At 65.8% G+C, this 26,200-nt stretch carries 27 protein-coding genes and 1 tRNA gene; 13 read left to right on the top strand and 15 right to left on the bottom strand.

What is annotated here, in order from left to right:
• Positions 1-24: 24 nt before the first annotated feature.
• Both IB274_RS15655 and oprI read left to right on the top strand, forming a co-directional pair.
• A tRNA-Ser gene (locus IB274_RS15655) sits at positions 25-114 on the top strand.
• 413 nt (positions 115-527) lie between these two features.
• A complete protein-coding gene (oprI, locus tag IB274_RS15650; protein WP_017517003.1) occupies positions 528-779 on the top strand; it encodes an outer membrane lipoprotei OprI in 252 nt (83 codons plus the stop codon).
• A gap of 144 nt (positions 780-923) precedes the next feature.
• Here oprI and IB274_RS15645 read toward each other — a convergent pair whose 3' ends face one another.
• The 3 genes from IB274_RS15645 to IB274_RS15635 all read right to left on the bottom strand — a co-directional run bounded on the left by IB274_RS15645 (position 924) and on the right by IB274_RS15635 (position 2,951).
• On the bottom strand, positions 924-1,907 hold the full coding sequence (locus IB274_RS15645) for a L,D-transpeptidase family protein (protein WP_045211466.1): 984 nt from the start codon (positions 1,905-1,907) through the stop codon (positions 924-926).
• A 73-nt stretch (positions 1,908-1,980) separates the two neighbouring features.
• Positions 1,981-2,259, bottom strand: a complete 279-nt coding sequence (locus tag IB274_RS15640) for a hypothetical protein (RefSeq protein ID WP_017517005.1) — start codon at positions 2,257-2,259, stop codon at positions 1,981-1,983.
• A gap of 86 nt (positions 2,260-2,345) precedes the next feature.
• Positions 2,346-2,951, bottom strand: a complete 606-nt coding sequence (locus IB274_RS15635; protein WP_192432850.1) for an arylesterase — start codon at positions 2,949-2,951, stop codon at positions 2,346-2,348.
• Between the two features lie 10 nt (positions 2,952-2,961).
• Between IB274_RS15635 and IB274_RS15630 the strand changes: the two genes are divergently transcribed.
• The 3 genes from IB274_RS15630 to greB are packed head-to-tail and all read left to right on the top strand — an operon-like array spanning position 2,962 to position 6,699.
• A complete protein-coding gene (locus tag IB274_RS15630) occupies positions 2,962-3,645 on the top strand; it encodes an ABC transporter ATP-binding protein (RefSeq protein ID WP_192432849.1) in 684 nt (227 codons plus the stop codon).
• A gap of 13 nt (positions 3,646-3,658) precedes the next feature.
• Positions 3,659-6,160 (top strand): ABC transporter permease, encoded by a 2,502-nt coding sequence (locus tag IB274_RS15625; RefSeq protein WP_192432848.1) that lies wholly within the window; start codon positions 3,659-3,661, stop codon positions 6,158-6,160.
• Between the two features lie 41 nt (positions 6,161-6,201).
• Entirely contained in the window at positions 6,202-6,699 is a 498-nt protein-coding gene (gene greB, locus IB274_RS15620) for a transcription elongation factor GreB (RefSeq protein WP_017517009.1), read from the top strand.
• A gap of 47 nt (positions 6,700-6,746) precedes the next feature.
• Here greB and IB274_RS15615 read toward each other — a convergent pair whose 3' ends face one another.
• The gene (locus IB274_RS15615) at positions 6,747-7,067 is read right to left on the bottom strand and encodes a hypothetical protein (RefSeq protein WP_192432847.1); all 321 of its coding nucleotides are present in this window, start codon (positions 7,065-7,067) and stop codon (positions 6,747-6,749) included.
• Between the two features lie 181 nt (positions 7,068-7,248).
• Here IB274_RS15615 and thpR point away from each other — a divergent pair, with 181 nt between their 5' ends.
• Complete coding sequence (gene thpR / locus IB274_RS15610; RefSeq protein WP_192432846.1) at positions 7,249-7,767, top strand: RNA 2',3'-cyclic phosphodiesterase; 519 nt, start codon at positions 7,249-7,251, stop codon at positions 7,765-7,767.
• Here thpR and IB274_RS15605 read toward each other — a convergent pair.
• On the bottom strand, positions 7,753-8,652 hold the full coding sequence (locus IB274_RS15605) for a LysR family transcriptional regulator (protein ID WP_192432845.1): 900 nt from the start codon (positions 8,650-8,652) through the stop codon (positions 7,753-7,755). The genes thpR and IB274_RS15605 overlap by 15 nt on opposite strands.
• Positions 8,653-8,745: 93 nt before the next feature.
• On the opposite strand from IB274_RS15605, the gene IB274_RS15600 reads away from it, so the two are divergent.
• Positions 8,746-9,774: a YeiH family protein gene (locus IB274_RS15600; protein WP_192432844.1), complete on the top strand. Its 1,029-nt coding sequence runs from the start codon at positions 8,746-8,748 to the stop codon at positions 9,772-9,774.
• Positions 9,775-9,867: 93 nt separating this feature from the next.
• Here IB274_RS15600 and IB274_RS15595 read toward each other — a convergent pair whose 3' ends face one another.
• The gene (locus tag IB274_RS15595; RefSeq protein WP_017517576.1) at positions 9,868-10,302 is read right to left on the bottom strand and encodes a DoxX family protein; all 435 of its coding nucleotides are present in this window, start codon (positions 10,300-10,302) and stop codon (positions 9,868-9,870) included.
• 142 nt (positions 10,303-10,444) lie between these two features.
• A complete protein-coding gene (locus IB274_RS15590; RefSeq protein WP_192432843.1) occupies positions 10,445-11,869 on the bottom strand; it encodes a transglycosylase SLT domain-containing protein in 1,425 nt (474 codons plus the stop codon).
• 224 nt (positions 11,870-12,093) lie between these two features.
• On the opposite strand from IB274_RS15590, the gene IB274_RS15585 reads away from it, so the two are divergent.
• From IB274_RS15585 to IB274_RS15565, 5 genes are all read left to right on the top strand, one after another.
• On the top strand, positions 12,094-12,894 hold the full coding sequence (locus IB274_RS15585) for a TatD family hydrolase (RefSeq protein WP_192432842.1): 801 nt from the start codon (positions 12,094-12,096) through the stop codon (positions 12,892-12,894).
• Positions 12,895-13,030: 136 nt separating this feature from the next.
• Positions 13,031-14,509, top strand: coding sequence for a methyl-accepting chemotaxis protein (locus IB274_RS15580; RefSeq protein ID WP_192432841.1), 1,479 nt, complete (start codon positions 13,031-13,033; stop codon positions 14,507-14,509).
• Positions 14,510-14,624: 115 nt separating this feature from the next.
• Positions 14,625-14,984 (top strand): Mpo1-like protein, encoded by a 360-nt coding sequence (locus tag IB274_RS15575; protein WP_192432840.1) that lies wholly within the window; start codon positions 14,625-14,627, stop codon positions 14,982-14,984.
• Positions 14,985-15,171: 187 nt separating this feature from the next.
• The gene (locus IB274_RS15570) at positions 15,172-15,576 is read left to right on the top strand and encodes a molybdopterin-dependent oxidoreductase (protein WP_318652882.1); all 405 of its coding nucleotides are present in this window, start codon (positions 15,172-15,174) and stop codon (positions 15,574-15,576) included.
• Positions 15,576-17,153, top strand: coding sequence for a diguanylate cyclase (locus IB274_RS15565; protein ID WP_412548431.1), 1,578 nt, complete (start codon positions 15,576-15,578; stop codon positions 17,151-17,153). The genes IB274_RS15570 and IB274_RS15565 overlap by 1 nt, the downstream gene beginning before the upstream one ends.
• Positions 17,154-17,179: 26 nt before the next feature.
• Here IB274_RS15565 and IB274_RS15560 read toward each other — a convergent pair whose 3' ends face one another.
• The 6 genes from IB274_RS15560 to IB274_RS15535 form a co-directional block, all read right to left on the bottom strand.
• Positions 17,180-17,980, bottom strand: coding sequence for an acyl-CoA thioesterase (locus IB274_RS15560; RefSeq protein ID WP_192432837.1), 801 nt, complete (start codon positions 17,978-17,980; stop codon positions 17,180-17,182).
• 111 nt (positions 17,981-18,091) lie between these two features.
• Complete coding sequence (locus tag IB274_RS15555; protein ID WP_192432836.1) at positions 18,092-18,862, bottom strand: CHAD domain-containing protein; 771 nt, start codon at positions 18,860-18,862, stop codon at positions 18,092-18,094.
• Positions 18,863-18,930: 68 nt separating this feature from the next.
• Positions 18,931-20,946, bottom strand: a complete 2,016-nt coding sequence (locus IB274_RS15550; protein ID WP_192432835.1) for a DUF3488 and DUF4129 domain-containing transglutaminase family protein — start codon at positions 20,944-20,946, stop codon at positions 18,931-18,933.
• A complete protein-coding gene (locus IB274_RS15545) occupies positions 20,943-21,896 on the bottom strand; it encodes a DUF58 domain-containing protein (RefSeq protein WP_192432834.1) in 954 nt (317 codons plus the stop codon). Before IB274_RS15545 ends, IB274_RS15550 begins: the two co-directional genes overlap by 4 nt.
• Before the next feature lie 10 nt (positions 21,897-21,906).
• Positions 21,907-22,824, bottom strand: coding sequence for an AAA family ATPase (locus IB274_RS15540; protein ID WP_192432833.1), 918 nt, complete (start codon positions 22,822-22,824; stop codon positions 21,907-21,909).
• 112 nt (positions 22,825-22,936) lie between these two features.
• The gene (locus IB274_RS15535) at positions 22,937-23,797 is read right to left on the bottom strand and encodes a LysR family transcriptional regulator (RefSeq protein WP_192432832.1); all 861 of its coding nucleotides are present in this window, start codon (positions 23,795-23,797) and stop codon (positions 22,937-22,939) included.
• 132 nt (positions 23,798-23,929) lie between these two features.
• Between IB274_RS15535 and IB274_RS15530 the strand changes: the two genes are divergently transcribed.
• Positions 23,930-24,379 (top strand): multidrug/biocide efflux PACE transporter, encoded by a 450-nt coding sequence (locus tag IB274_RS15530; RefSeq protein WP_192432831.1) that lies wholly within the window; start codon positions 23,930-23,932, stop codon positions 24,377-24,379.
• Positions 24,380-24,476: 97 nt separating this feature from the next.
• On the opposite strand, the gene pyrF is transcribed toward IB274_RS15530, so the two are convergent.
• Both pyrF and IB274_RS15520 read right to left on the bottom strand, forming a co-directional pair.
• Entirely contained in the window at positions 24,477-25,175 is a 699-nt protein-coding gene (gene pyrF, locus IB274_RS15525; protein ID WP_192432830.1) for an orotidine-5'-phosphate decarboxylase, read from the bottom strand.
• A gap of 100 nt (positions 25,176-25,275) precedes the next feature.
• Positions 25,276-26,199 (bottom strand): response regulator, encoded by a 924-nt coding sequence (locus IB274_RS15520; RefSeq protein WP_192432829.1) that lies wholly within the window; start codon positions 26,197-26,199, stop codon positions 25,276-25,278.
• Between the last annotated feature and the right edge of the window lies 1 nt (position 26,200).

The following is a 26,200-nucleotide window of genomic DNA, read 5'->3' as shown; positions in this document are numbered from 1 at the left end:
AGACACAGCGCTGTCGAGAAATCTGGTGAGGTGTCCGAGCGGTTGAAGGAGCACGCCTGGAAAGTGTGTATACGAGAAATCGTATCGAGGGTTCGAATCCCTCCCTCACCGCCAGATTCATGAAAAAGCCCGGCTAAGCAATTAGCCGGGCTTTTTCGTTTTTCCCTTCACACTATCTTCACCTGTTGCGACCTAATTGCAAGTTGTCAGAAGGACAAATGCGCAACGGCGATTAAACAGTTGTTCGACCATTGTCGACAGTCTTCTGACAGCATGGTTCCGCAGCCCGGAAACTCGCCCCAGGCCCCGCTTGACACCTGTTAGCAACACTCCTTTGCCAGATTGGACAGTTTTTGCCCAAATCGGCCTCGCACAACTGCTAACAGCACCCGTAACATGAAAAAAAAGTGCCGTACTTGCGCTTGGTCAGTTTACTTACTACAAGTAATGGGTACTATGTAGTCCGGCTAATTTCCCAGTCATGGGAGATTGCTTTTAATGGAAATGTCCACCTTAAGGGGAACACGATGAACAACGTTCTGAAATTCTCTGCTCTGGCTCTGGCTGCTGTTCTGGCCACCGGTTGCAGCAGCCACTCGAAAGAAACCGAAGCACGTCTGACCGCTACTGAAGACGCCGCTGCTCGCGCTCAAGCCCGTGCCGATGAAGCCTATCGCAAGGCTGACGAAGCTCTGGCCGCTGCTCAGAAAGCCCAGCAGACCGCTGACGAGGCTAACGAGCGCGCCCTGCGTATGCTGGACAAAGCCAGCCGCAAGTAATAGATCTTCGGATCTGTTCGAAAAAACCGACCCCTCGGGGTCGGTTTTTTTATGCCCGCAGTTTGTCTCCGCGACAAACAGGCGGGCAACAAAAAGCCCGCTCGACCGATAACGGTCGGCGGGCTTCTTAGTGCACGCTGCGAGTTACTGCAGCGGCACGGCATCCTGGTCAACAGTGGCAGCAACCGAGCCACCCTGCTGCACTTGCTGCGGTTGGGCAATGGCGACCGGCAGGCCATCTTCGGCGGCAACTACTTCACGCACCACGTTCCAGTCCATCTGCATCTGGCTGGCGATGTCTTCGCGCTTGAGCAGGGCGTTGATCACCGCGGTGTGCTTGTCGACCACGGACGGGTCGCCGTTGTCATCGATGGGCGCATGGGCTTCAAGGTAGATCTTTCCTTCGCTGCGACCGAACTTGTACGGCTCGTTGATGATGCGCACCTTGGTGCCCACCGGAATCATCGAGAACAGCTGGGTCACGTCCCAGTTGTACATGCGGAAGCAACCGTGGCTGGTGCGGGTACCGATGCCGAACTTCTTGTTCGAACCGTGGATCAGGTAGCCGTGGAAGCCCAGGCTCATCTTGTACGGCCCCAGCGGGTTGTCCGGGCCGGGCGGCACAACGGTCGGCAGCGGGTCGCCATCGGCGGCGTGTTCGGCGCGGATCGACGCCGGCGGGTACCAGGCCGGGTCCTTGGTCTTGGCGATCACGCTGGTACTGCCCACCGGCGAACCCCAACCTTCACGACCGATACCCAGGGCGTAGGTGTAGACGACGTTCTTGTCCTTGGGGAAGTAGTACAGGCGGTACTCGGCGAGGTTGATCACCACGCCTTCGCGCGGACCGGCCGGCAGGACGAAACGGGTCGGAATGATGACCTCGGTGCCCACGCCCGGCAGCCAGGCATCGACGCCCGGGTTGGCGGCGATCATCTCGGAGTAGCCGAGGCCGTATTTCTCGCCCAGGTCGGCGAAGGTGTCTTCGTACTTGGCCTTGATCACCTGGACTTGGCCGACGATATCGTCGCCCGGCGCCGGCAGCGGCAATTCAATGGCGGAAACGGGGCCGGCCGAGAGCAGCGCGGCGAGGGACAGCGAGCAGGCGGCAATGACGCGCGACAACATCCGAGGATCCTTGACGTGGGCAATGAGCAAAGGGTGACCAGTTTACCACCGCAAGCCCCGTCAACGGGAGATATCAGACGAGCCAGGAACTGCGGGCGCCGCGCTTTTCCTCTTCGAGTTGTTTCAGGCAGGCCGCGCAGATGCGCCGATCGCGCAGCAGAGGCTTCTCGGCTCCGCGCCACATCGGCTGCGCCGGCAGCAGGCTGCCGCACAGCGTGCGGTCTGCAGGGGTTCCCAGCTCCAGCTGGCGTGCGACCAGATGAACCCGGACCTCGCGGCAGGCGAACAGGTCCAGCTGCTCATCGGGCTCGATCAGCTGGTAGGCGAAGAGGGTCCAGGCGGGGCGCGACATAGGGGGTTCCAGAAGGGTGCGCAAACATAGCCGAAAGGCCGGGCGCGGGGAAGCCTCGATTCTGTGGTTTCTCGCGCTCCAAGCTATTACAGCAAAGGCTTGAGCGTCGGCCACACGTTGTCGAGCAGCTTAGGCTGCGCCGCCACCGCCGGATGGATGCCGTCGGCCTGCATCATGTCCTGCACACCCCCTACCCCTTCAAGGAAGAACGGCACCAGCGCAATCTTCTGCTCACTCGCCACGCTGTCGAAGACCTTGGCGAACGCGTCGGTGTAACGCTGCCCGTAGTTGGGCGGCAGGCGCATGCCGAGCAGGATTACCTTGGCGCCCGACTTCTGCGACTGCTCCACCATGCCGCTAAGATTCTGTTGCAATTGCGCCGGCGCCATTCCGCGCAGGCCATCGTTGCCGCCCAGCTCGATCACCACCAGCTTCGGCTTCTGCTCCGAAAGCAGCGCCGGCAGCCGCGCCAGGCCTCCTGCGGTGGTGTCGCCGGAGATCGACGCATTCACCACCTGGTAGTCGAAACCCTGCTCCTTCAGACGCTTGTCCAGCAGGTTGACCCATCCCAGGCTGGTATCCAGTCCCAAACCGGCGCTGATACTATCGCCGACGACCAACAGCGTCTGCGCCGCGGCCTGCTGCGTGATCAGAAGCAACGCCAGGCAGCCGCCCTTTAGCCATGCACGCATCGGATTCTCCATGAGCGAAAGCATTCTCACCGCGCGGAACCTTAGCAAGGTTGTTTCCAGCGCGGAAGGCAAGCTGACCATCCTTCACGACCTCTCCCTCGACCTCGTCCGCGGTGACAGTCTCGCCATCGTCGGCAGCTCCGGCTCGGGCAAATCCACCCTGCTCGGCCTGCTCGCCGGGCTGGATCTACCCAGCGGCGGCGAGATCGTCCTGCTCGGCCACACCCTCGGCAGCCTCGATGAAGACCAGCGCGCGCGCGTACGCGCCGCCCACGTAGGCTTCGTCTTCCAATCCTTCCAGTTGCTCGACAGCCTCAATGCGCTGGAGAACGTCATGCTGCCGCTGGAGCTGGACGGCCGGAAAGACGCCGAGCAGCGCGCCCGCGAATTGCTGGAACGCGTCGGCCTCGGCCAGCGCCTGACCCACTACCCGCGCCAGCTCTCCGGTGGCGAACAACAGCGGGTCGCCATCGCCCGTGCCTTCGCCGCCGAACCGGACGTACTGTTCGCCGACGAACCGACCGGCAACCTCGACACCCACACCGGCGAGCGCATCAGCGACCTGCTCTTCGAACTGAACCGCGAGCGCGGCACCACCCTTGTCCTGGTGACCCACGACGAACGCCTCGCCCACCGCTGCCAGCGCCATATCCGCCTGGAAAGCGGCCACCTGATCGACCACGTCGAACCCTGACGGACGAGAGCCGATGAAGCCACTGTCGCTGCCCAACCTGTTCCGCCTGTCCCTGCGCCAGCTATGGCGCGAGGGGCGCAGCGGCGAGCTGCGCGTGCTGTTCTTCGCCCTGCTGGTGGCGGTGGCGGCCAGCTCTGCCATCGGTTATTTCAGCGCGCGCCTGAACGGCGCCATGCTGGTGCGCGCCGCAGAATTCCTCGGCGCGGACCTGGTACTCACCGGCACCCAGCCGGCGCAGCGGGAACAGATCGACCGCGGCCTCAAGCTCGGCCTGCAGCACGCGCAGAGCGTGGAATTCTCCAGCGTGGTGGCCACCGACAATGGTATCCAGCTGAGCAGCGTGAAGGCCGTCGGCGACAGCTATCCCCTGCGTGGCGAACTGAAGAGCGCGCCTGCCCCCCTGCAGCCGGAAGTCGAGGGCGGCCGCCCGGCACCGGGCGACATCTGGGTCGAGTCGCGCCTGCTCGCCAGCCTCGACCTGAAGATCGGCGACAGCGTCGACATCGGCCGCAAGTCCCTGCGCATCGCCCGCGTGCTGACCTACGAGCCGGACCGCGCCGGCGACTTCTACAGCCTCACCCCGCGGGTGATGATGAGCCTGCACGACCTGGATTCCACCGGAGTGGTGCAGCCCGGTAGCCGGGTACGCTACCGCGACCTCTGGGGCGGCGCGCACGAAGCGCTGCAAATCTACCGGCAGTCGACCCAGAGCAACCTGGCCGCCAACCAGGAGTTGCAGGACGCCCACCACGGCAATCGCCAGATCGGCGATGCCCTGGGTCGCGCCGAACGCTACCTGAACCTCGCCAGCCTCGCCGCTGTACTGCTTGCTGGCGTGGCCGTGGCGCTGTCGGCCAACCGCTTCGCCACCCGCCGCTTCGACGCCAGCGCACTGCTGCGCTGTTTGGGTCTGTCGCGCCGCGAAGCCCTTCTGCTGTATGGCAGCCAACTGCTCACGCTGGGACTGGCCGCCAGTGTTTGCGGCGCCTTCCTCGGCTGGCTCGCGCAACTCGGCCTGATGCACTTGTTAGGCAACCTGCTGCCGCCGGAAATCCCCGAGGCCGGCATTGTTCCCGCACTGGCGGGCATGGCGACCGGCCTGGTCGCGCTCGCCGGCTTCGCCCTGCCGCCGCTCGCCGCCCTCGGCCGCGTACCGCCACTGCGAGTGCTGCGCAGTGACCTGCTGCCCGTACCGATGCGCACCTGGGCCGCCTATGGCTGCGCGCTGCTCGCCCTCGGCCTGATCATGTGGCGCCTGAGCCTGGACCTGAAACTCACCCTCGCCCTCCTCGGCGGCGGAGCCATCGCCGCAGTGATCCTCGGTTTCATCCTGCTGCTAGCCTTGCGTGGCCTGCGCCGCGCCCTCCAGGGCGCGAGCCTGCCGTGGCGCCTAGGCCTGGGCCAGCTGCTGCGCTACCCGCTGGCCGCCGCCGGACAGAGTCTCGCCTTCGGCCTGATCCTGCTGGCCATGGCGCTGATCGCCCTGCTGCGCGGCGAATTGCTGGACACCTGGCATTCCCAGTTGCCGCCCAATGCGCCGAACCACTTCGCACTGAACATCCTGCCGGCCGAGAAAGACGGTTTCGAGCAACGGGTGAAGGTCCTGTCGCCCAACGCCGAAGACCTCTATCCAATGGTGCCGGGCCGGCTGGTGGCGGTGAACGGCAAGCCCGTCCAGACATTGAAGGAAGACGTGCGCAGCGAACGCGCCCTGCACCGCGACCTCGGTCTCACCTGGTCAGAACGCCTGCCGGCGGGCAACCAGATTGTTGCCGGGGAATGGTGGAAGACTGGCGAGAACAGCGAAATGCCAGGCGTCTCGGTGGAAGAGAAGCTCGCCGGCAACCTCGGCCTGAAGGTCGGCGACCACCTGAGCTTCACCGTCGCCGGGCAGACTCGCGAAGCGCAGATCCGCAGCCTGCGCTCAGTGAAATGGGACAACTTCCAGCCCAACTTCTTCATGGTCTTCGAGCCCGGGACTCTGACCGACCTGCCGGTAACCTACCTGACCAGCTTCTACCTGCCGGTGAGCCAGGAGCGCCAGCTGATCGAACTGGCCCGCGCCTACCCCACCGTCACCCTGCTGCCGGTGGACGCACTGCTGGCGCAGCTTCGCAGCATCCTCGACCAGGTGACGCTGGCTGTGGAGTACGTGCTTGTGTTCGTCCTCGCCGCCGGCTTCGTGGTGTTGTTCGCCGGCCTGCAGGCGACCCTCGACGAACGCCTGCGCCAGGGCGCACTGCTGCGCGTCCTGGGTGCCGAACGCGGCCTGCTGATGCGCACGCGGCGCAGCGAATTCGCCCTCCTCGGCGCGGTCAGCGGCCTGCTGGCGGCGCTGGGCTGCGAGCTGATCAGCTACCTGCTCTACCGGCTGGTGTTCGACCTGCCGTGGAGTCCGCATCCCTGGCTGCTGGGGTTGCCGGTGCTGGGTGCGCTGCTGGTGGGAGGCGCCGGTCTGCTCGGTACCCGTCGCGCGCTCAACGTGAGCCCATTACGCCTGCTGCGCGAGAGCTGATCGGGTAGACTCCCCCGATCACTCTCGCCGCACTGGATGTCATGAGCCGCTATCGTCCGCCCCGCCCTGCCGGTACCCCGCTGATCACTCCCGAAGGCGAAGCGCGCCTGCGCGCCGAACTGCATGAACTGTGGAACGTGCGTCGGCCACAGGTGACCCAGTCAGTCAGCGAGGCCGCCGCGCAAGGCGACCGCTCGGAGAACGCCGAATACACCTACGGCAAGAAGATGCTGCGCGAGATAGACAGCCGCGTGCGCTTCCTGCGCAAGCGCCTGGAGAACTGCAAAGTGGTCAGCGAGCGCCCAGCGGATCCGAACAAGGTCTACTTCGGCGCCTGGGTCACCCTGGAAGACGAGGATGGCGAACAGGCCCGCTACCGCATCGTCGGCCCGGACGAGCTGGACCTGCGCAACAACCACATCAGCATCGACTCACCCCTGGCCCGAGCCCTCGTGGGCAAGGAGCTCGACGCCGAGGTGATGGTGCGCAGCCCATCGGGTGAGAAGATGTGGTTCGTGGTGGAAATCGAGTATCCCTGAACGCCAGATTTTCCCCTGTAGGAGCGAGCTTGCTCGCTCCTACAACGTCAAAGCGGCTGCGGGCGCCGGGTAATCAGCCCCTGACGAGCCACGCGGGTGAGTTCGTGAACCGCCGATTCCAATTGCTCGGCCACCGGCGACTGCACCACCGCGAAGTCGAAACTGTCGGACGGGAAGCGCGCGAGATCGGCAAAGGTTTCGGCGAACTGGATCAGGAAGGTGCGCGAGCCGTTCCAGCGCTTGGGCCAGCCATCGAGGTAACGGACGAGTGTGGGCTGGTGATTGCCGCCCAGGAGAATCTTCGGATTGCGGCGCAGCAGGCCAGTGGTGATCGGGGCCAGGCGCACATGCGGGTTGGGACAGGTCATGGTGTCACGTCTCCGCCTCAGGGGTCCTGCTGGACGCGGCGAGAGGCACACCGAACCAGCGCTTTAGCGGTATTTCGATGTCAGCCATCGCTGCATCCGCGCCCCGCAAGTTGCTACTTAAATCGGCGCTGTGCGGCATCCTAGAGAAGCCCCGGCAAAGCTGTCAAGGAGACTTCAGTCGATGACCACACCCCCCATGCGGCTGTTCTTCGCCCTGCCCTGCCCGGCGGAACTGGCGGCGCGCATCTGCGCCTGGCGTGACAGCCTGCAGCACGACGGCCAGCCCGTAGCCCAGGCCAACCTGCACCTGACCCTGGTCTTTCTCGGCTCCGTGCCGCGCGGTCGCAAGACGGAATTGCGCGCCATCGGCGAACGCCTGCCGCGCCAGGGCTTCAACCTGGAACTGGACCACATCGCGCGGTGGAACAACGGCATTCTGCACCTGGCGCCGAGCAACGCACCGGCTGCCTTGCACGAACTTGTGCACGTCCTGCGCGAGGAGCTGCATGCAGGTGGATTCGAGGTCGAGCATCGCCCGTTCCATCCGCATATCACGCTCGCTCGCCATGCCCACCACACGCCGATCGTACAAGCCTCCTTTCTGCTGCCAGCCCAGGCCGTGACGCTGTTCAGCTCGGAGAACAGCCCCGCCGGCGTTCGCTACCGCGCCATCGGCGAGTGGCCGCTAGACAGCATCTGATCGCGCCGCCCAGTCCTGGGCGTAATCGAGAAAACGACGCAGGCCCGCCGTGGGGTACTTGTCGATATGCAGCGCCCGGAAGAAGGTGCGCCGCAGCGGCCCCAGCGGATTGTCCAGGCGCACCAGCTCGCCGCGCGCCAGCTCCGCCTGCACCACGCGCTGCGACAGGCAGCCGATGCCGAAACCGCTACCCACCAGATGCTTGATCGCCTCGGCGTTGCTCACCTCCAATGGCGCGTTGACACTGCCCAGGCGCGGCAGCACCTGCTCCTCGAAAGTCACCCGCGTGCCCGAGCCCGCCTCGCGCAGCACCCAGCGCGCCGCCGCCAGATCCTTCAGGCTGACACGTTCGGCCAGTGTCAGTGGATGGTCCGGCGACACCACCAGCAGCAGTTCATCCGCCATCCAGGGCGTGAGCTGGATCTGCGGATGCTGGATCGGCGCCTCGATGAAGGCCACGTCCAACCTGAACTCGGCCAGCGCCTCGATCACCCCGCCGCTATTGGCAACCTGCAGTTCCAGGCGGCTTTCGGGCAGCTCGCCGAGAAAACCGGCCATCACCTGCGGCAGCAGGTAGCCGCCGATGCTGCGACTGGCGCCGAGGCTCAACTGCACTGGCGCAGATTGGAACAGGCTCTCCAGCTCCGCGCTCTGCGCCAGCAATGCGCTGGCCTTGGGGTAGAAGGCGCGGCCATTGTCGTTCAACGCCAGTCGCTTGCCGCTGCGGTCGAACAGACGTGTGCCCAGGGTGCGCTCCAGCTCCTGCAACGCCTGGCTAGCGGCGGACTGCGACAGCGCGATGCGCGCGGCTGCCTGGGTCACGTTGCCCAGTTCGGCGATGGCAGTGAAGGTCGCCAACTGGCGAAGGGTGATGCGCGGGGCCATATCGATAAAACCGGTCAACCTAATAAGAACAATCCGTTTTTACACTAAGCAACGCGGCGGCACCATGGCTTCACCTTACACAAGGAGCCTGTAATGAACGCCCTTCGCCGCCTGCCCTACTTCGTCCCCGGCGCCCTGCTCTGCCTGGCCATCGCCTTCGGCTCCCGCCAGCTCATGGAGATCCCCGTGCTGCAGCACCTGGGGCTCGGCAGCCTGACCCTGGCGATCCTCATCGGCCTGCTGGCCGGCAACCTCGGCCTCGCCCGCTTCGGCAGCATCCGCCCCGGCATCGACCTGTCGCGCCAGCAACTGCTGCGCCTGGGTGTGGTGCTCTACGGCCTGCGCCTGACCTTCCAGGACATCGCTGCCCTCGGCCCGGCCGCGCTGATCATCGACGTGCTGATGGTCGCCAGCACCCTGACCGTCGCTTGGTGGATTGGCGAACGCTGGCTCAAGCTGCCGCGTGAAAGCGCCCTGCTGATCGGCGCCGGCAGCGCCATCTGCGGCGCGGCGGCGGTGATGGCGAGCAGCCCGGTGCTTAAAGCGCGCGCCGAGCACACCGCCGTCGCGGTGGCCACCGTTGTCCTGTTCGGCACCCTGGCGATGCTGCTGCACCCACTGATCTACGCTGCGCTGCCCAACCTGTTCGGCAGTGAGCAGGCCTTCGGCGTGTTCACCGGCTCGACCATCCACGAAGTCGCCCAAGTAGTTGCCGCCGGCCGGGCAATGGACCCGACCGCCGCCGACGCCGCGCTGATCAGCAAGATGCTGCGCGTCCTGCTGCTGGCTCCAGCCCTGTTGATCCTCGGACGTGTGGGCTGCGCCGAAGCCGCCGAGCCAGGCACGCGCCGCAAGCTGCACATTCCGGGCTTCGCCGTGTTCTTCCTGCTGGTGACCGGCCTGCGCTCGCTGGGCTGGGTGCCGGAAAGCTGGCTGGCGCCGTTGCAGCAGCTGGACGACGTGATGCTCGGCATGGCAATGGCCGCCCTGGGTCTGGCCACCCGCCTCGGCGACCTGCGCAAGGAAGGCCCCAAGCCGCTGCTGCTGGGCGCCGGGCTGTTCGTCTTCCTGCTGGTGGGCGGTGGTCTGATCAATGGCGGCGTGCAATTTCTCTTCCACTGAATCGCGCTCAACTGATTCAGGGACAAACAAAAAGGGCGGACACCTTGGGTGTCCGCCCTTTTTCGTTACCGGCTTTCTGCCAGGCCTTGGCGATCAGCTGGACAGCTTGCGGTCCAGGGAGAACGGGCCGGCGCCGCTGATCAGCAGCGCGACGCTGATCATGATCAGGGTGAAGGCGTATTCGAAGCCGTTGGCGGTGATGAAGAAGCCGTTGGCCAGGTGCACGCTGAACACGGCAACCAGCATGGCAACGATCAGCGGGATGCTCGCCAGGCGCACCAGCAGGCCAAGGACGAGGGCCAGGCCGCCAAAGAACTCGGCGCTGCCGGCCAGCGCGGCCATCAGGTAGCCAGGGGTCACGCCGAGGGATTCCAGCCAGCCCGCCATGCCTTGCAGACCCGGGCCACCAAAGGCACCGAAGAGTTTCTGCGAGCCGTGCGCCATGAAGGTCAGGCCGGTGGTGATACGCAGTACAGCGATGCCGGCGCCGGCGTTGGTGGTCAGGATGGATTTGATCAGCGAGTTCATGGTGCGTCCTTATGGAAGCTCGAGTGGGAGCGAAGGGTTGCGTAGGAAGTTGGTGACAACCGTGGTTGCTTGGCGACCAATATATCCAGTTTTTCCGATATCAAAAGCGCAAAATCGCGCTAACAACTATCGAATAAACCGATTACTTCTTGATTGCCGCCACGCTTTCACGTGGCTCGAGGCCATCACGTTCCCGCTGATATGCAAGATAGTACTTGTTGACGCTACTGACGTAATTCACAACGCCCATGCCCAGTTGCTCGGCGGCCACCCGCTCGACTTGGAAGAACCACTGATTGGGGTTCAGGCCCTGGCGCTTGGCCTCCGCTCGCAGGCTTTGCACCCGCTCCGGACCGGCGTTGTAGGCAGCAAGAACGAAGGCCATGCGGTCCCGTTCATTGATGCGCGGGCTGGAGAAGAAGCGCTTGCGCAGCATTGCCATGTAACGGCTGGCGGCCTGCACATTGCTGTCCTTCTGGTGCACGGTATCCACGCCCACGGCGCGGGCCGCTGCCGGGGTGATCTGCATCAGCCCGGTGGCGCCGCCAGCGCCGCGCGCGCTGGCATTGAGATTGGATTCCTTGAAGCCCACGGCAGCCAGCGCCAGCCAGTCGACCTTGCTCTGCTCGCCATAGCGCTGCAGGGTCGGGCGCACCGCTTCGAGGCGCTTGCGGTCAGGCACCTGCAGTGGATTACGCACTTGGTAGGCACGACGATAGAGGCGCTGGAAGGCCACGTCCTGGTCCGCCGGCGCGCGGTAGTCCTTGAGGAAGCGGTTGACGCTGGCACGCAGCATCGGCGCGTCGCGGCGCACGTACCAGGCCATCGGCTCGCTGTTGTCCAGCACCAGATGACGGTCGACGCGCAGCTTGGTGAAGACCTTGCTCCAGCGCTCGGCGATGGGTTGCTCGACCACGGTGTAGTTGAAGATACCGGCCTGGACCATCTCCAGCACATCTTCCACGGCCAGGGACGAATCGGTCCACTCCAGCACCAGCGGCGCCATCCGCTTCTGTGCCAGGCGCTCGTTGACCTTGCGCACGGCCTCGCCAGCGGCGCTGCCCGCCGGGAGGGTGATGGTGCGGCCGGCGAGCTGCTCCAGGCGCACGAACTTGCGGTTGCCCTGCTTGGTTACCAGCACCAGCGGTACGTCGGCCTTCCACGGGAGGCTGGGACTGACGTTCTGGCCGTCACGGGCCAGCAGGACTTCCCCAGGCGCGACCAGATCGCCTTCGCCGCGCTGCAGCGCGCCGAGCAATTGATCCTTGGCCTTGGGAATGAATTTGATGGTGAGCGGCTTGCGCCCCGGGGCGCTGTCGTTCAGGTACTGCTCGAAGGCGCGCAGGCGGCGGTACTCGATGCCGATGGGTTCGCCCTTGATTTCGCCGGAGCTGTTGCGACTCTGGTTGACCAGAACCCGCAGGGTGCCGCCGGAGCGGATGGTGGCCAGGTCGCGGGCGTCGCTGCTTTCCTGCTCCCAGTTTTCCGGCTGGGCCGTCAGGCGCGCGGCCGCCGGCAGTGGCGTCAGGGCCACGAGGCACAGCAGTAGCAGCAACAGTCGGGTCATCCAGCTCTCCGGGGGCTCGCACTCGGCGGTGGGCCGATTTGAGTGCGGTTTCGACCGGTAGTTCCCGGTCGCCAAGGGCGCGCAAGACTCTCACAGGAGGGGATAAACACCAACCCGAAACTTCCGATAGATCTTCGGAATACTCCTCAACCTGTTGTTTTTGAAGAATTTTCGTCAAAAAAGCGGCTTTTGCTATGCTCCGCTTCCGAACAAAGGGAACAAAAATGCAACTGATCGACATCGGCGTCAACCTCACCCACCCTAGCTTCACCCCGGAACGTGAAGCGGTCCTCGCCCGTGCGGTGGAAGCGGGCGTCGTGCAGATGGTGCTGACCGGAACCAGCCTGGACGACAGCGAACAGGCCCTGGAGCTGTGCCGGCAACTGGACAAAGAACAGCGTCTTTACTGCACTGCCGGTGTCCACCCACACGAAGCCAGCCACTGGGACAGCGGCAGCGCCAAGGATCTTCGCGGCCTGCTCGCCGAGTACCGGGTCAAGGCGGTCGGCGAATGCGGGCTGGACTTCAATCGCGACTTTTCGCCGCGCCCGCAGCAGGAGAAAGCTTTCGAAGAACAGTTGGGCCTCGCCGTGGAGCTGCAGTTGCCGGTGTTCATCCACGAGCGCGACGCCGGCGAACGCCTGCTGGCGATCCTCAAGGACTTCCGCGACAAGCTGCCGGCTGCCGTGGTGCATTGCTTCACCGGCGAGCGCCGCACACTTTACTCGTACCTCGACCTCGACCTGCACATCGGCATCACCGGCTGGATCTGCGACGAACGCCGGGGAACCCACCTACAGGAATTGGTGCGGGAAATTCCCGAAGGCAGGCTGATGCTGGAAAGCGACGCGCCTTATCTATTGCCGCGCACCCTGCGGCCGAAGCCAAAAAATGGCCGCAACCAGCCGGCCTACCTGCCCGAAGTGCTGACCTGCGTGGCCGAGCACCGGGGCGAGAGCGCAGAGCGGGTTGCGGCCCATACGACCGAGTGCGCACGGCGCTTCTTTGACCTGCCGGAGATTTGAACCGGCTCTCAAGATTGCCCTTCGTCGGCCGATAAGTCGGGAGCGAAAGGTGGCTTGATTCCCATCAATAGCCACTTTCATCCTTTTCACGACAATAATGGCGCCTCGCCACTATTCGACCGACAAGAAGAGATTTATGGCCGCCTGGATCCGCGATATTTCCCTCAAGTACAAGTTCTGGGCCGTCAACGCGGTCGCCTTCGTCACCACTTTGCTTCTGGTCATGTTCGCCATGCACCAGGAGCTCGATGGACGCAACCAGCAGGCACGCCAGGGTGCCGAAGCCCAGGCCCAGTTGCTGAAGAACTGGCCGGCAGGCTCGGCACTGCCGACCTCGCCGAACCTCGTCGCCTTTGCCAGCGGCAGCGCGCCGCAGATCGCTGGCATCGACAGCTCCGCCCTCGCCCGTGCCAATGGGTGGGTTGACCTGCAGGGGGCGCAGACCCGCAATGGCACCCTGGCAGGCGCCTACGTGCAGGACATCGGCAACGGCCAGCGCGTCGCGGTGCTCGCACCCGGCGCCGACTTCTGGAGCGTCTTCGAGGATCGCGCCCTGCCCTTCGCCGGCGCCGTGCTGGTGTTGATGCTGGCCCTGCTGGCCGCCTCCCAGTTGCTGATCCGCTTCATCCTCACCCACCTGCTGACCCTGCGCGATGTGATGCTCCATGTCGAGAAGAGCGGCGACCTGTCCGCCCGCGTGCCGCTGGAAAGCCGCGACGAAGTCGGCCAGATGGCCACGGCCTTCAACGCCATGCAGGCCGGCTACCAGCGCGTGGTCGGCACCGTCGCCCAGGCCGCCGGGCGCCTCGACGAAGGTGCGCGCAGCCTCGCCAGCAGCATGGGCCAGGTGCGCCAGGGCATGCTTGGCCAGCAGAGCGAGACCGACCAGGCCGCGACCGCCATCAACGAGATGTCCACCACGGTCCACCACATTGCCCAGCACGCCGCCGATACTCGCGACCAGTCGCAGGAAGCGGACCGCCTCGCCGGCAACGGCCAGCAAGTCGTCGGCCGCGTTGGCCAGTCCATTGCCGGCTTGTCCCAGGGCGTGCAGCAGACCGCCGAGATGATTCAGCAACTGGCCCAGGACAGCCACAAGATCAGCAGCGTGGTCAGCGTCATCCACGGCATCGCCGAACAGACCAACCTGCTCGCCCTCAACGCCGCCATCGAGGCCGCCCGCGCCGGCGAGATGGGCCGTGGCTTCGCCGTGGTCGCCGATGAAGTGCGCAACCTCGCCAAACGCGTGCAGGACTCCACCGACGAGATCACCCAGATGATCAACGCGCTGCAGTCCGGCACCCGCGACGCCGTGGAGTTCATGCAGGAAAGTTCGATCAAGGCCGACGGTTGCGTCGAGGAGGCCCGTGAGGCCGGCGAAGCGCTGGCGGCTATCGCCTCGGCCGTGGCGCTGATGCGCGAGAGCAACACGCAGATCGCCGTGGCCGCCGAGCAACAGAGCCAGGTGGCCGAGGAAATGACCCGCTCGGTCGTGGGCATCCGCGACGTCACTGAGCATACCGTGCAGCAAACCGTCGATTCGGCCGGTACCAGCCACCAACTGGCGGACCTCGCCGGCGAACTCAGTCGCGCCATCCGCCAGTTGCGCCTGTAATCCCTATCGCCCGCATAGCCTGCGCCCATTGGCGCAGGCTCCGGGGCAGCACCTAGACTGCTGGCATTCCGCCCGCCTGCGCACAGGCGGGCTTCTCAGTCTCGGGAGCAGCACCATGGGCAAACGTCACCCCAACCTCCTCGCCTGGCAGTGGCAGGGCTACGCCGCCAACCACCGCAACCCGACCAACCTCGCGCTGCACATCATCGCCGTGCCGCTGTTCATCCTCGGCGCCCTGACGCTGCTCAGCGGGCTGTTCGGCCTGAGCCTGACGGCGATACTGCTGGGCGTGATCGGCATGGTCGCCTCGCTGGCCATCCAGGGCCGCGGGCACAAGCTCGAGGAGCAGGCGCCCGAGCCCTTCAGCGACCGCACGGACGCCATCGGTCGGCTATTGGTCGAGCAGTTCGTCACCTTCCCGCGCTTCGTCCTGAGCGGCAAATGGTGGCGCGCCTGGCGCAATCGCGACCACTGAGCCGGCCATAACAGCAGGGCGCGGCATTTCGGCCATTCAAGTACCTGCCAGGTTCGCCGATATAATCGTCGAGATTTCGTCACGAGCTGTTGAGATGTCGGCTTTTCGTCATTTTATTGGCATTCTAGTCTGCCTGTTTATTGTCATGCATGCGCACTCGGCCCCTGAACCGGCGGCAGGGCGCACCGTGCTGACTATCGCAGTGAAGGACCAGCCGCAGCTCCAGCGCCATTACAGCCTGCGCGACCTCGAAGCGCTGCCGCAGACCGAGCGGCGCTCCACGCTTCCTGAAGAAACCCAGGTCTACGGCTGGCAGGGCGTGCGCCTGAGCACCCTGCTCGCCAGCTTCGGACGTGCCGATGTCCAGCGCCTGCGAGTCGAGGCATTGAACGACTATTCCGCACTGATTCCTCTGAGCGACCTCGACGACTTTGACCCCATCCTCGCCTACCGTCGCGACGGCCAAGCCATCGGCATCGCCGAGCGCGGCCCGCTGTTCGTCATCTATCCGATGGTCGATCACCCGGAGTTGCGGACCCAGGTCTACTTCAACCGCACCGTCTGGCAGGTTAGCCGCATTACCCTGGAGTGATCGCCGTGCCCCCGCAGCCATCCAGGCGGCGCTATCGCCGCCTGACCGTCATCATACTCAGCGGCCTGATCGGCGCGCTGACCGCCGGCGCCGGCGCGGCGTTGCTGATGGTGCACCAGCACGTCCGCCAGTTGGCCCATCCCGACGCCCACAGCGAGCTGTGGCAGGCTTACCAGTTGCGCGCCGAACTGGAACGCTCGTTGAACAGCGCCCGCCAGGTGCTCGCCGGAAAGAGTGACAGCGATGCCCTGGCAATCCGCGTCGAAGTGCTCGCCAGCCTCCTGCCGCCGCTGCGCACCACCCCCGTCTACAACTACCTCGTCGTGCCGCGTCCGGAAGTACAGGCAACGCTGGAGACGATCCAGCAGCTGAGCGAGGCCTGGCTCCAGCGCGCCCCCTGGGGCCAGCCGGCTGCGGCGAAGGTGCTGGCCGGCGAGATGCTGCGCGAACTGCCGCCCCTGCTCGAACCCACTCATGAACTGATGGTGGTCACCAACATCGCGCTGACCAACTACATGGACGCCGAACGACTCGACCTGCAGCGCGCCTTCAACCTGCTGGCCTGGGTGCTCTTCGGCCTCGGCCTGTGCAGCGTGCTGCTGGCCCTGCGGGTGATCGCCAACTCGCGGCGCAAGCTGCAGCTCACCCAGCGCCTGCACGACCTCAACCAGTCGCTTGAGCAACGCGTCGAACAGCGCACCCAGGAGCTGAGCGAGCGCAAGGCACTGCTGCGCTACATCCTCGACACCAGCCCCAGCGATGTGGCGCTGCTCAGTGACGAAGACTCCCGCGCGCACTATGTCAGCCCCCGCCTGCTGCAGCGCACCGGGATCCACCCGGACGAACCCTTCACCCTGCACCGCCTGTTCGATGACCCGGACGAGGAAGCGCGCTTCCGCCAGTCGCTGGCCGACAATGGCCAGTTGGACAGCTGGGAAACCCGGCTGGCGGGCAACCCCGCTTACTGGGCGATCGTCTGGGCGCGCAAGATGGAAGTAGAGGGCCGTCCCGCCTCGCTGGTGTGGAGCTTCGACATCAACCAGCGCAAGGCCATGGAACAGGAGCTGCGCCTGCTCGCCACCACCGACCCGCTGACCGGCCTGCAGAACCGCCATGCCTTCGTCAAACGCGGCGTCGCCCTGCTCAAGAGCGCGCAGCGCTATGACCGCCAGTGCGCGGCGCTGATGCTGGACATCGACTTCTTCAAGCCGATCAACGACAGCCACGGCCACGCCTTCGGTGATGCGGTGCTGCAGGCCGTAGCCAAGGAGCTGACGCAAGGGTTGCGCGAAGTCGACCTGCTCGGCCGCCTGGGTGGCGAGGAGTTCGCCGCGATCCTCCCGGAAACCGACCTGCAGCAGGCGCTGCAAGTCGCCGAGCGAGTACGCAACAGCGTGCAGGCGCTGTCCTTCACCAGCGCGGACGGCAACCGCGTGCGCCTGACCCTGAGCATCGGCGTGGCCGAGCGACGCGAAGGTGAACTGCGCCTGGAAGACCTGCTGGCCCGCGCCGACCGCGCCCTGTACCGGGCCAAGGCCGGCGGGCGCAATCGTACGGAGACCGCGCCCGGCTTCTAGTTGCGAGAGCTCTAGCTGAAAGGCTTCTAGCCGAAGATGGTCACCGTCTGCCGGCCGATTGCCAGGAGCTGGCCATCCGCCGACCAGGTCTGCGCCGCGATATGGCCGTAGCCATCGCGGGCATGCTCGATCGTCGCCAGGTACTGGCACCAACCATTGGCCGGCATCGACGGCAGCGGCTGGACGAACTCCACGGTCCAGGTCAGCGAACTGGAGGGCGCCGGCGATTTCAAGTGCGGCAGGTTGGCCGGCGGCCAGGCGTCGATCAGCGCCAGCAGGTGGCTGATCTCCATCGGTTCGTCACCCACGTCATCACCACGGAAACGCATCCAGCCGCCCATCTCGCGCTCGCGACTGGCCGAGAACGGCATGTGCCCGACGGCCCAGCGCATGGCGATGTTCTGGGTGAAGGCCGGCATGATCTTGCGGATGTAGGGCAGCTCCTGGCAGTCCTCGATGGCCTTGAACGCCGGCGGCGGCAGGCCCTCCATCTGCACGCTGGATTCGCGCGCCACACCGAAGCTGCCCTGAGCCAGCAGCACCACCTGGCCGTTCTGCACGGCGCGGCAGAATACCTGGCTGACCGACTTGCCCTCGCGCAGCACTTCGGCCTCGAAGCTCACCGGCACTTCCACCTCGATGGGGCCGACGAAGGTGATCGCCAGCGAACGCACCGGCCGCCCGGCCTCGGCCACCGATGCCATGGACTCGTAGGCCAGCGCCGCCACCAACCCGCCGAAACTGGCGCGGCCCTGGGCCCAGGCTGCGGGAATGACGATGGACAACGGCGCAGTACGCACCGCCCGGAGCATTTCGCTGAAGGACATGTCGGACTTCCCTGAGACGTCTGGAGAATAAAAGCTGGATGCGATCTTAGGGGCATCGGCAACCACGGCAAACCATCCAAAGCCTTGTCTCTTGCAGGAAATGCCCTGTTATCAATGGCCTCTATGCAGGGCCTTCTCCAAGGCCCCCAGGCTCTCATCGGCAAGACGCTCGGCGAGGTCGTGGCGGGCGTTCCAGTGCGGTTGCAGCGGCATCAGGTCCAGCTCGCGCTCGCTGCGGATCAGCCACTGCTCGTAGTCATGCCAGTCGCCCAATGCCGATTGCGCTTCCTTCAGCGGCGCCAGAAGGCGCTGCGGCACGGCGGATTCCTCTGGATAGGCCTCCAGTGAATAGCGCACACGCTTGATCAGCAGGCGCAGGCGATGGCGGTCATGGGCCGGGTCTTTCAGCGCATCACGCAGCTTCTGCCATTCCTTGGCCAGGCGTTTTTCCACCTTGCGGTGCAGGCCCTTGAGCACGCCGTGACGCTGGGAGGTGCGCCACAGCTGCGGCCAGCCGTCCAGGCGCATCATCAGGCGCTCCCACTGCGGGCTGGCGAGCAGCGTGGCGTAGCCAGAGATCAACGCAGGCCGGCGCAGCGCGGCGGCACGTTCGTAGCCTTCGGCCTCCAGCACCGGCAGCAACACCTCCAGATCGCGCAGCGGCCCACTGAGCCGGCCCATATCGCCCAGCGCCTGTTCCAGTTCGTCGATACCGGGCATGCCACGCACCGGGTGCAGCAGGCTGCGCAACCGGCGGACGGCAATGCGCAGGTCGTGAAGCGCTTCCGGGTCTAACCCGGCCTTCAGGCGGGAAGACGCGGAGAACAGCGCAACCTCCTGCTCGATCAGGTGACTTACCAGGTAATCGCAGAAGGAGGTCACGGCGGGCTCCACTCAGAGGATGAAATATCAGGTTAGCCCCGGCCGACGCAGCGGCAAGGGGCGCAGTGTCACGTTCCTTTTCCGCGGGACAGCCGCAGGCGCCAGGGCAGCTCGCGGCGCAGGCATGCCAGGTGCCCGCGCAGCTCGGCTGGCGACGCAGCCGCGCCGCCGTAACGCTGCTTCTCGAAGGCATCCAGGTAGCTGCGGATTGCCTGTGCGTGGGCCGGCAAGACCTTGATGGCGCGGCGACAGAAATCCCGCGCGCCCTCGCCCGGTTCGCGGCGTATGCCCAGCGGCGCGAGCATCCGCTCGAAGCGCTGGAAGCTGCGCAGCTGGGGATCACCAGGGCGCCGCCAGGGTTTGAAAAGCAGCAATGCCAGCAAGCCCATCAACAGCGCACCACCCCCTACCAGAACTATGGCTACCCAGCGTATATCCAGGCCGCCAAACCAGCGGCGCAGCAAATCGCCCTGCTGATCGGACTGGTAGCCGAGCACCCAGCGTTGCCAGCCGTAATTGATGTTGTCCCAGGCCAGTCGCAATTCGTTGACCAGCGGGAGACTGCGATAGCGCAGCGGGGAGAACAGGTCGCCTTCCAAGAAGCTGCCTTCGCCGCTCATAGCCTGCTCCAACCCCTCCTCGATACGTTCCGGCGACACGGCCGCGGTGGGGTCAATACGTGTCCAGCCAGTACCGGCCTGCCAGTATTCGACCCAGGCATGGGCATCGAACTGATGGACCAACAGGTAGTTGCCGGCGGAGTTGAGCTCCCCACCCTGATACCCGGCCACCACCCGCGCGGGAATTCCGGCAGCCCGCAGGACGAAGGCCGTGGCCCCCGCATAGTGCTCGCAGAACCCCGCCCGCGTATCGAACAGGAAGCCGTCGATCCGCTGCTCGCCGGTCGCTGGCGGCCGAAGCGTGTAGCGAAACGGTTGCTCACGGAAGTGACGCAATATCGCCATCACCAGATCCGGGGCCCGCGGATGCTGCTCGCGCAATTGCTGTGCCCAGGCCCGCGCGCGGTCGTTGCCGGCGGCCGGAAGACCGAGATTCAGGCGCTGAGCGCGGCGACCATCGTCAGGCTCCAGCAGCGCGCGCGGCCAAGAGGTTACGCCATAAAGCAGGCTCTGGTGCACCGAGGTGCGTCGCTCGAGATGGAAGTCGCCGGTCATCTCGACGTTGCCCTGATCGCTGTTGGCCACATCCAGCCCGAACAGCCAGGATCGCCCCGTCGGCTCCATGACTATCTGGTACTGCAGCGCCTCGCCCCGCCGACGCCACTGCGGCTGTGCCTCACCGCGCTTGCTGGCCATCGTCCAGCGCTCGCCATCAAAGCGCTCCAGGGTCATCGCGCGCCAATAAAGCTCCGAGCGCGGCGGCGCGGTTCCGTCAAAACTGACACGAAAGGCCAGCGCCGGGGACTGGCTGAGCTGCACCATATCGCCGGGCATCATCGAATCGCTCAGGCCAGTGAATGCCTTGTCGCCGGGAAGCGGCAGCGACCACAGCGGCCCCATGCGCGGGAACAGCACGAACAGCAGCAGCATCAGCGGCAAGGCCTGCAGCAGCAGGCCGCCGGCCAACTTCAAGGTCGACAGCGGGCGCGCGGCGAAACCGCTCTGCTGCAGCCCGATGGCCGCCGCCAGCAGCGCCAGGACCGGCAGCAGACTGAAAGCGGCAGCCATCAGGTCGTCCTGGAACAGATAGCTGGTGGTGACGGCAAAGAATCCGAGCAGGATCAGGACCCAGGCATCGCGTCGCGTGCGCAGCTCCACCAGCTTGATCACGAAAGCGGCGATCATCAGGACCACGCCGGCTTCCAGGCCGATCAGCGAGCCACGGGAGAACCACACGCCGATGCCGGCCACCACCACCAAAGCCAATCGGGCCAGCGCATTGGGATAGTTGGCACGCATGCGGAACACCTGGATGCGCCAGAACGCGCACCCTAGCCAGAGCCCGACGATCCAGACCGGCAGGTGCTCCAGGTGCGGCAGGATCACCACCGCCTGCGCCACCAGTAGCCAGGTCAGCGCAACGCGCGGAATCGGTTGCGCGGATGTCGCGGTGGCTTTGCTCACGGACTCCCCCCATGCAGCGCCAGAGCGCGCAGGCAGGCCTCGCAGTGCCCGTCTCCGATACCCACGGGCACTTCCTGGTCAGGAAGGCGCAGACCGAAGGGCTCCTGGCGCAGCGACAACTGCAGGACCCAGAAGCACAGGCGTGACAGGCGTCCCTCGGTATCGCCGCCCAGGCTGTTGAATGCCAGCCAGACGTTGCGCCCTGCCAGCGCAGAGAAGTCCTTCACCAGCAGGCCCTGGCCGCGGGAATAGGCCTTCCAGTGCAGGCGCCGGCGCGAGTCGCCCGGCTGGTAGGGCCGCAGTCCCTGGTAATCGTCGACGCCGCGTCCACTGGGGCGCACGCCCTCTTCGTCATTCTCCGCCGGGCCGCCTTCGAGCGGCAGGTCGCCGGGCTGCGGGTGCGGGTAGACCAGCACCGACTGATCCAGGTCCACCCAGCTCCAGGCCACCAGCAGCCCCAGCGGGAAACGGCTTTCCACGCGAAGGCGGCCGGGCCGCAACCAGCCGCGCCGCTGCGCCGTTATCGTGAGCAGCATTTCTCCGGCCTGCTCTGCCGTGACATCGGCGAACTGCATGCGCTCGGTTTCCCAGCCCAGGCCGATGGCCTGTCGGGCCCGCCCCTCGCCCTCTAGGCGCACGCGGAAAGCTGCCTGTTCGCCAACGAACACCGGCTGCGCGCCGAGCGCCGTCAGACGCAGGCCGCCGAGGTTCCGGTAGGTGTGCAGGATGGCGACGATGAACAGCGACAACAGCAGGAAGGTCAGGCCGTACGCCAGGCTGTTCTGGTAATTGATTGCCGTGAGCAGCATCAGCAGCAGGGCGACGCCGAACGCCATGCCCTGCCGCGTAGGGATGATGAAGATGCGTCGCTGGTTGAGCTGCAGCGACGGCGCAGGCGGTATGCGCCGGGCTATCCAGCTCTGCCACAGCGGCCTGACCCTGACGAGCATGGCAAGCCCCTCAGAGCGCCGGGACTTCGCGCAGCAACCACTGCACCAGTGCGCCGCCACCATGACCCGCCGGGTCCGCCTGGTCACGCAGGCGGTGGCCTGCCACCGAGGGCAGAACGGCCTGCACGTCTTCAGGGATCACATAGTCGCGCCCGCCCAGCAGCGCCCAGGCACGGGCCGCCGCCAGCAACGCCAGGCTGCCGCGCGGCGACAGGCCAAGGGCGAAGGCCGGCTGGGTGCGAGTGGCCTCCACCAGGCGCAGCACGTAATCCACCAGGGCATCGCTGGCGCGCACCGCCAGTACCTCGCCCTGCAGCGCTTGCAGTTCCTGCGGATCGAGCATCGGCTCCATGCGCGGCAGCAGGTCTCGGCGCGCCTCGCCGAGCAGCAGCGCCTTCTCGGCGGCGCGGCCGGGGTAGCCCAGGGACAGGCGCATGAGGAAACGGTCGAGCTGGGACTCGGGTAGCGCGAAGGTGCCACCCTGGGTCACCGGGTTCTGCGTGGCGATGACGAAGAAGAGCTCGGGCAGCGGACGGGTCGCGCCCTCGATGGTCACCTGCCCCTCCTCCATCGCCTCGAGCAGGGCGCTCTGGCTCTTGGGCGTGGCACGGTTGATCTCGTCGGCCAGCACCAGCTCGGAGAAGATCGGCCCGGCGTGGAAGACGAATTGCCCGGTGTCCTTGTCGAACACCGAGGTGCCCAGCACATCGCCGGGCAACAGGTCGGAGGTGAACTGGATGCGCTGGAAGCTCAGCCCGAGCACCCGCGCCAGCGCATGACTAAGGGTGGTCTTGCCCATGCCGGGCAGGTCTTCGATGAGCAGATGCCCACGCGCCAGCAGGCAGGTCAGCGCCAGTCTTACCTGCACTTCCTTGCCCAGCAGCACCTGATCGACTGCCTTCAGACAATTCTCCAGCTTGGCGTGCATCCCGTCCCTTCCTTACGCGGAAAACTCCGATCCTACTGATCCACGACGGAGCATCAAAGGCTCCGACACATTTAGTCCGCAATCTGTGATCTAGAGCCATGATCCAGAGCGCCTAGCGCCCCAGCAGGCGCTCCGCCAGCCAACTCGCGGCAGGCCCCAGCCGACGCTGCCGCGACCAGATCACGTCCACCGCCACCCGGCGCGGCCAGCCGGCAACCTTCAGTTCCTGCATACGCCCGCTGGCGAAACGTCCTACCATCCAACTGGGCAATTCGATCCAGCCAAAGCCCAGTACCGCCATGTCCAGCAACAGCAGGTAGTTTGGCGCGCTCCAGCAACGGCCACCGAGCATCGGTGCGGCGTCATCCAGGTAGGTGTTCAGGCGCAGCGCCCGGTACGCCAGCAGGTCCTCGCGCTCTACCTGGGCGCGGCCGGCCAGCGGATGATCGCGGCTGACGAAGAGGCCGAACTCGGCCTGTTCGCTCAGCGTCGCCGAGCTGACGTCCGGTGGGTAATCCTTCTGTGCCGCCAGCAAACCAAGGCTGGCGCGGCCCTGGACGACCAGGTCGAGCACGTCGCTGTCCTCGGCGATCAGCCATTCGAACTCCAGGTCCGGATAACGCGCATCGATCTCCGCCAGCCGGGCCTCGAATTCGGCCGACTGGTAGGTGTCCGACATCGCCAGGGTCACCCGCGACTCCAGTCCTCCGACGAGCTGATGGGCGAGCTGGCCGAGGCGGTCGTTGGCCATCAGCACTTCCTCCACCCGCCCGAGCAGCGCGTGGCCGGCCTCGGTCAGCTGCGGCTGGCGACTGCTGCGGTCGAACAGGGTCAGGCCGAGGTCGATCTCCAGGCGGGCGATGGCCTCGCTGACGGTGGACTGGCTCTTGCCCAGCTTGCGCGCGGCGGCGCTGAACGAGCCCAGGCAGGCGGCCTCGGCGAAGGCCTGCAGGGATTCGGGGGAGTATTGCATGGTGGCAGCCTCTTCCATCGGTTAAGCCGATGGTATCCAACTTAGATCCAGCCGGTCGACCGATGATAATGGCGCCGGACCGACGGAGTCGGCCTTCTCGTGAATTGAGAGCTTGATGCCTGGAGATACCCCATGACTCCCACTAAAACCCTGAAAGAGCGGATGTTCCACGCCGGCCTTTTCGAACTGCTGGCGGTGGTGATCTGCGCACCGACCCTGGCCTGGCTGATGGATAAACCGCTGGGCCACATGGGCGCCATGACCCTGATGTTCTCGGCCATCGCCACCGTATGGAACATGCTGTTCAACGCCGCCTTCGACCGCGCGCAGCACCGCATGGGCTTCAGCCGCACCCTGGCCGTGCGCGTGCTGCATGCCTCGCTGTTCGAGCTGGGCCTGATCATCCTGCTGGTGCCACTGGCCGCCTGGTGGCTGTCGGTGAGCCTGCTGGAGGCGTTCATCCTCGACATCGGCCTGGTGCTGTTCTTCCTGCCCTACGCGCTGGTGTTCAACTGGGTATACGACGTGCTGCGCGAGCGCTGGGTTGGTCGGGCTCAAGCGACCGCTGAAGCACACGGCTAACACTTGTCTCTTCGTAGGAGCGAGCTTGCTCGCTCCTACGAAGAGACACAACAAAAAGCCCGCAGCGATGCGGGCTTTTTGTTGTCCGAAAAAAGCGTCAGGCGAGGCTGGCAGCGATCTCGGCCAGGGCCTTGGCTGGGTCGGCGGCCTGGCTGATCGGGCGGCCGATCACCAGGTAGTCGGAGCCGTTGTCCAGCGCCTGGCGCGGGGTGAGGATGCGGCGCTGGTCGTCCTGGGCGCTGCCGGCCGGACGGATGCCGGGGGTGACCAGTTGCAGCGCCGGGTGCGCGGCCTTCAGCGCGGGCGCTTCCTGGGCGGAGCACACCAGGCCGTCCATGCCAGCCTTTTGGGCGAGACTAGCAAGCCGCAGCACCTGCTCCTGGGGCTCGACGTCCAGGCCGATGCCGGCCAGGTCCTCGCGCTCCATGCTGGTCAGCACGGTCACGCCGATCAGCAGTGGCGACGGGCCATTGAAGGCGTCCAGGGTCTCACGGCAGGCGCTCATCATGCGCAGGCCGCCGGAGCAGTGCACATTGACCATCCACACGCCCATCTCGGCGGCGGCGCGCACGGCCATCGCGGTGGTGTTGGGGATATCGTGGAATTTCAGGTCCAGGAAGACTTCGAAGCCGCGGTTGTTCAGGGTCTCGACGATACCGGCGGCGCAGCTGGTGAACAGCTCCTTGCCCACTTTCACCCGGCACAGTTTCGGGTCCAGCTGGTCGGCCAGCGCCAGCGCGGCTTCGCGGGTGGGGAAATCCAGGGCGACGATGATCGGGGTCTGGCAGGCGGACATGGGCTCTCTCGCGGGTATCGAAAAAATCGGCGCGCATTGTCGCAGAAACGCGCCGACTTCCGTAGCCCGCCCGGCAGGAATGCTGCGTCGCCGACGGCGATCAGGCACTCAGCCGCTCGCGCAGGCGGCCGAGCATGCCCAGCAGGCTGCCGACCTTCTCGCGCTCGCGCTCCTCGCGCGGCACCTCGGCGATGCGGGCGACCTTCTGCTCTGGCTGCGCGCGCCACAGCAGCGCCTGCTCGGCGGCGGCCTTCAGGCCCTTCTCGAACAGCCCGCGACGGATCGGCTTGGGCAGGTAGCGAAAAATCTGCGCCTGGTTGATCAGCGCCAGCAGGTCCTGGGTGTCGCGGAACGGCGTGACGACGATGCTCAGCAGGCGTGGGTGGGCCTGGGCCAGGGACTTGAGTAGCGGCGCGGTGTCTTCGCCGGCGAGCTTCAGGTCGCTGACGAGGATATCGATCGGCTCGCTGTTCAGCCGCAGGATGGCCTCGGCCAGGTTGCGCGCGCGGTGCAGCCGGTGGGTTCCGGCGCTGCAGAACTCGCCGACGCAGGCCAGGGTTTCGGGGTCCTCGTCCAGCAGCAGCACATTGAGCGGCGCGACCACACGGCTGATGGCCTTGGTGTCGATAGGTTCGGCCGGCGCCTGGCGCTGGGCGATTTCCGCCGCCTGGCGCAGGGTGAAGGCCATTTCCTGGGGATCCCAGGGCTTGGTCAGGTAGCGGAAGATGCCGCCGCTGTTGAGTGCATCCACCGCCGCGTCGGGGTCGGAGTAACCGGTCAGCAGAATGCGCAGGGTATCCGGAGCTATCTCCTGGGCCTGGGCCAGCAGCTCGGCGCCGGTCATCTGCGGCATGCGCTGGTCGCTGACGAGGATGTCGATGCGCTCCTCGCGCAGGCGCTGCAGGGCCTTGTGCGGGTCGGTCTCCACCCGCACGTCGTAGTGACGGCGGAACTGCATCGCGAGGCTGCGCAGGATGCGTTCCTCGTCGTCAACGAAGAGGATGCGGACAGGCTGCTGGCTCATG

The sequence above is a fragment of the Pseudomonas sp. PDM18 genome (genome assembly GCF_014852585.1).
In the GTDB taxonomy this organism is placed as follows: Bacteria; Pseudomonadota; Gammaproteobacteria; order Pseudomonadales; family Pseudomonadaceae; genus Pseudomonas.
Note: the sequence above shows the minus strand (reverse complement) of the source record. Positions and strands in the feature narration are given on the sequence as shown.

Excerpts from the sequence above, each read along its gene's own strand:
- IB274_RS15630 (WP_192432849.1), top strand. The coding sequence starts at position 2,962 with ATGAGCGAAAGCATTCTCACCGCGCGGAACCTTAGCAAGGTTGTTTCC.
- IB274_RS15625 (WP_192432848.1), top strand. The coding sequence starts at position 3,659 with ATGAAGCCACTGTCGCTGCCCAACCTGTTCCGCCTGTCCCTGCGCCAG.
- IB274_RS15530 (WP_192432831.1), top strand. The coding sequence starts at position 23,930 with ATGACTCCCACTAAAACCCTGAAAGAGCGGATGTTCCACGCCGGCCTT.
- IB274_RS15635 (WP_192432850.1), bottom strand. The coding sequence starts at position 2,951 with ATGCGTGCATGGCTAAAGGGCGGCTGCCTGGCGTTGCTTCTGATCACG.
- IB274_RS15585 (WP_192432842.1), top strand. The coding sequence starts at position 12,094 with ATGCAACTGATCGACATCGGCGTCAACCTCACCCACCCTAGCTTCACC.
- IB274_RS15580 (WP_192432841.1), top strand. The coding sequence starts at position 13,031 with ATGGCCGCCTGGATCCGCGATATTTCCCTCAAGTACAAGTTCTGGGCC.
- IB274_RS15600 (WP_192432844.1), top strand. The coding sequence starts at position 8,746 with ATGAACGCCCTTCGCCGCCTGCCCTACTTCGTCCCCGGCGCCCTGCTC.
- thpR (WP_192432846.1), top strand. The coding sequence starts at position 7,249 with ATGACCACACCCCCCATGCGGCTGTTCTTCGCCCTGCCCTGCCCGGCG.
- IB274_RS15540 (WP_192432833.1), bottom strand. The coding sequence starts at position 22,824 with ATGCACGCCAAGCTGGAGAATTGTCTGAAGGCAGTCGATCAGGTGCTG.
- IB274_RS15595 (WP_017517576.1), bottom strand. The coding sequence starts at position 10,302 with ATGAACTCGCTGATCAAATCCATCCTGACCACCAACGCCGGCGCCGGC.
- pyrF (WP_192432830.1), bottom strand. The coding sequence starts at position 25,175 with ATGTCCGCCTGCCAGACCCCGATCATCGTCGCCCTGGATTTCCCCACC.
- IB274_RS15590 (WP_192432843.1), bottom strand. The coding sequence starts at position 11,869 with ATGACCCGACTGTTGCTGCTACTGCTGTGCCTCGTGGCCCTGACGCCA.
- IB274_RS15615 (WP_192432847.1), bottom strand. The coding sequence starts at position 7,067 with ATGACCTGTCCCAACCCGCATGTGCGCCTGGCCCCGATCACCACTGGC.
- IB274_RS15520 (WP_192432829.1), bottom strand. The coding sequence starts at position 26,199 with ATGAGCCAGCAGCCTGTCCGCATCCTCTTCGTTGACGACGAGGAACGC.
- IB274_RS15560 (WP_192432837.1), bottom strand. The coding sequence starts at position 17,980 with ATGTCCTTCAGCGAAATGCTCCGGGCGGTGCGTACTGCGCCGTTGTCC.
- IB274_RS15575 (WP_192432840.1), top strand. The coding sequence starts at position 14,625 with ATGGGCAAACGTCACCCCAACCTCCTCGCCTGGCAGTGGCAGGGCTAC.
- IB274_RS15605 (WP_192432845.1), bottom strand. The coding sequence starts at position 8,652 with ATGGCCCCGCGCATCACCCTTCGCCAGTTGGCGACCTTCACTGCCATC.
- oprI (WP_017517003.1), top strand. The coding sequence starts at position 528 with ATGAACAACGTTCTGAAATTCTCTGCTCTGGCTCTGGCTGCTGTTCTG.
- IB274_RS15645 (WP_045211466.1), bottom strand. The coding sequence starts at position 1,907 with ATGTTGTCGCGCGTCATTGCCGCCTGCTCGCTGTCCCTCGCCGCGCTG.
- greB (WP_017517009.1), top strand. The coding sequence starts at position 6,202 with ATGAGCCGCTATCGTCCGCCCCGCCCTGCCGGTACCCCGCTGATCACT.
- IB274_RS15545 (WP_192432834.1), bottom strand. The coding sequence starts at position 21,896 with ATGCTCGTCAGGGTCAGGCCGCTGTGGCAGAGCTGGATAGCCCGGCGC.
- IB274_RS15535 (WP_192432832.1), bottom strand. The coding sequence starts at position 23,797 with ATGCAATACTCCCCCGAATCCCTGCAGGCCTTCGCCGAGGCCGCCTGC.
- IB274_RS15640 (WP_017517005.1), bottom strand. The coding sequence starts at position 2,259 with ATGTCGCGCCCCGCCTGGACCCTCTTCGCCTACCAGCTGATCGAGCCC.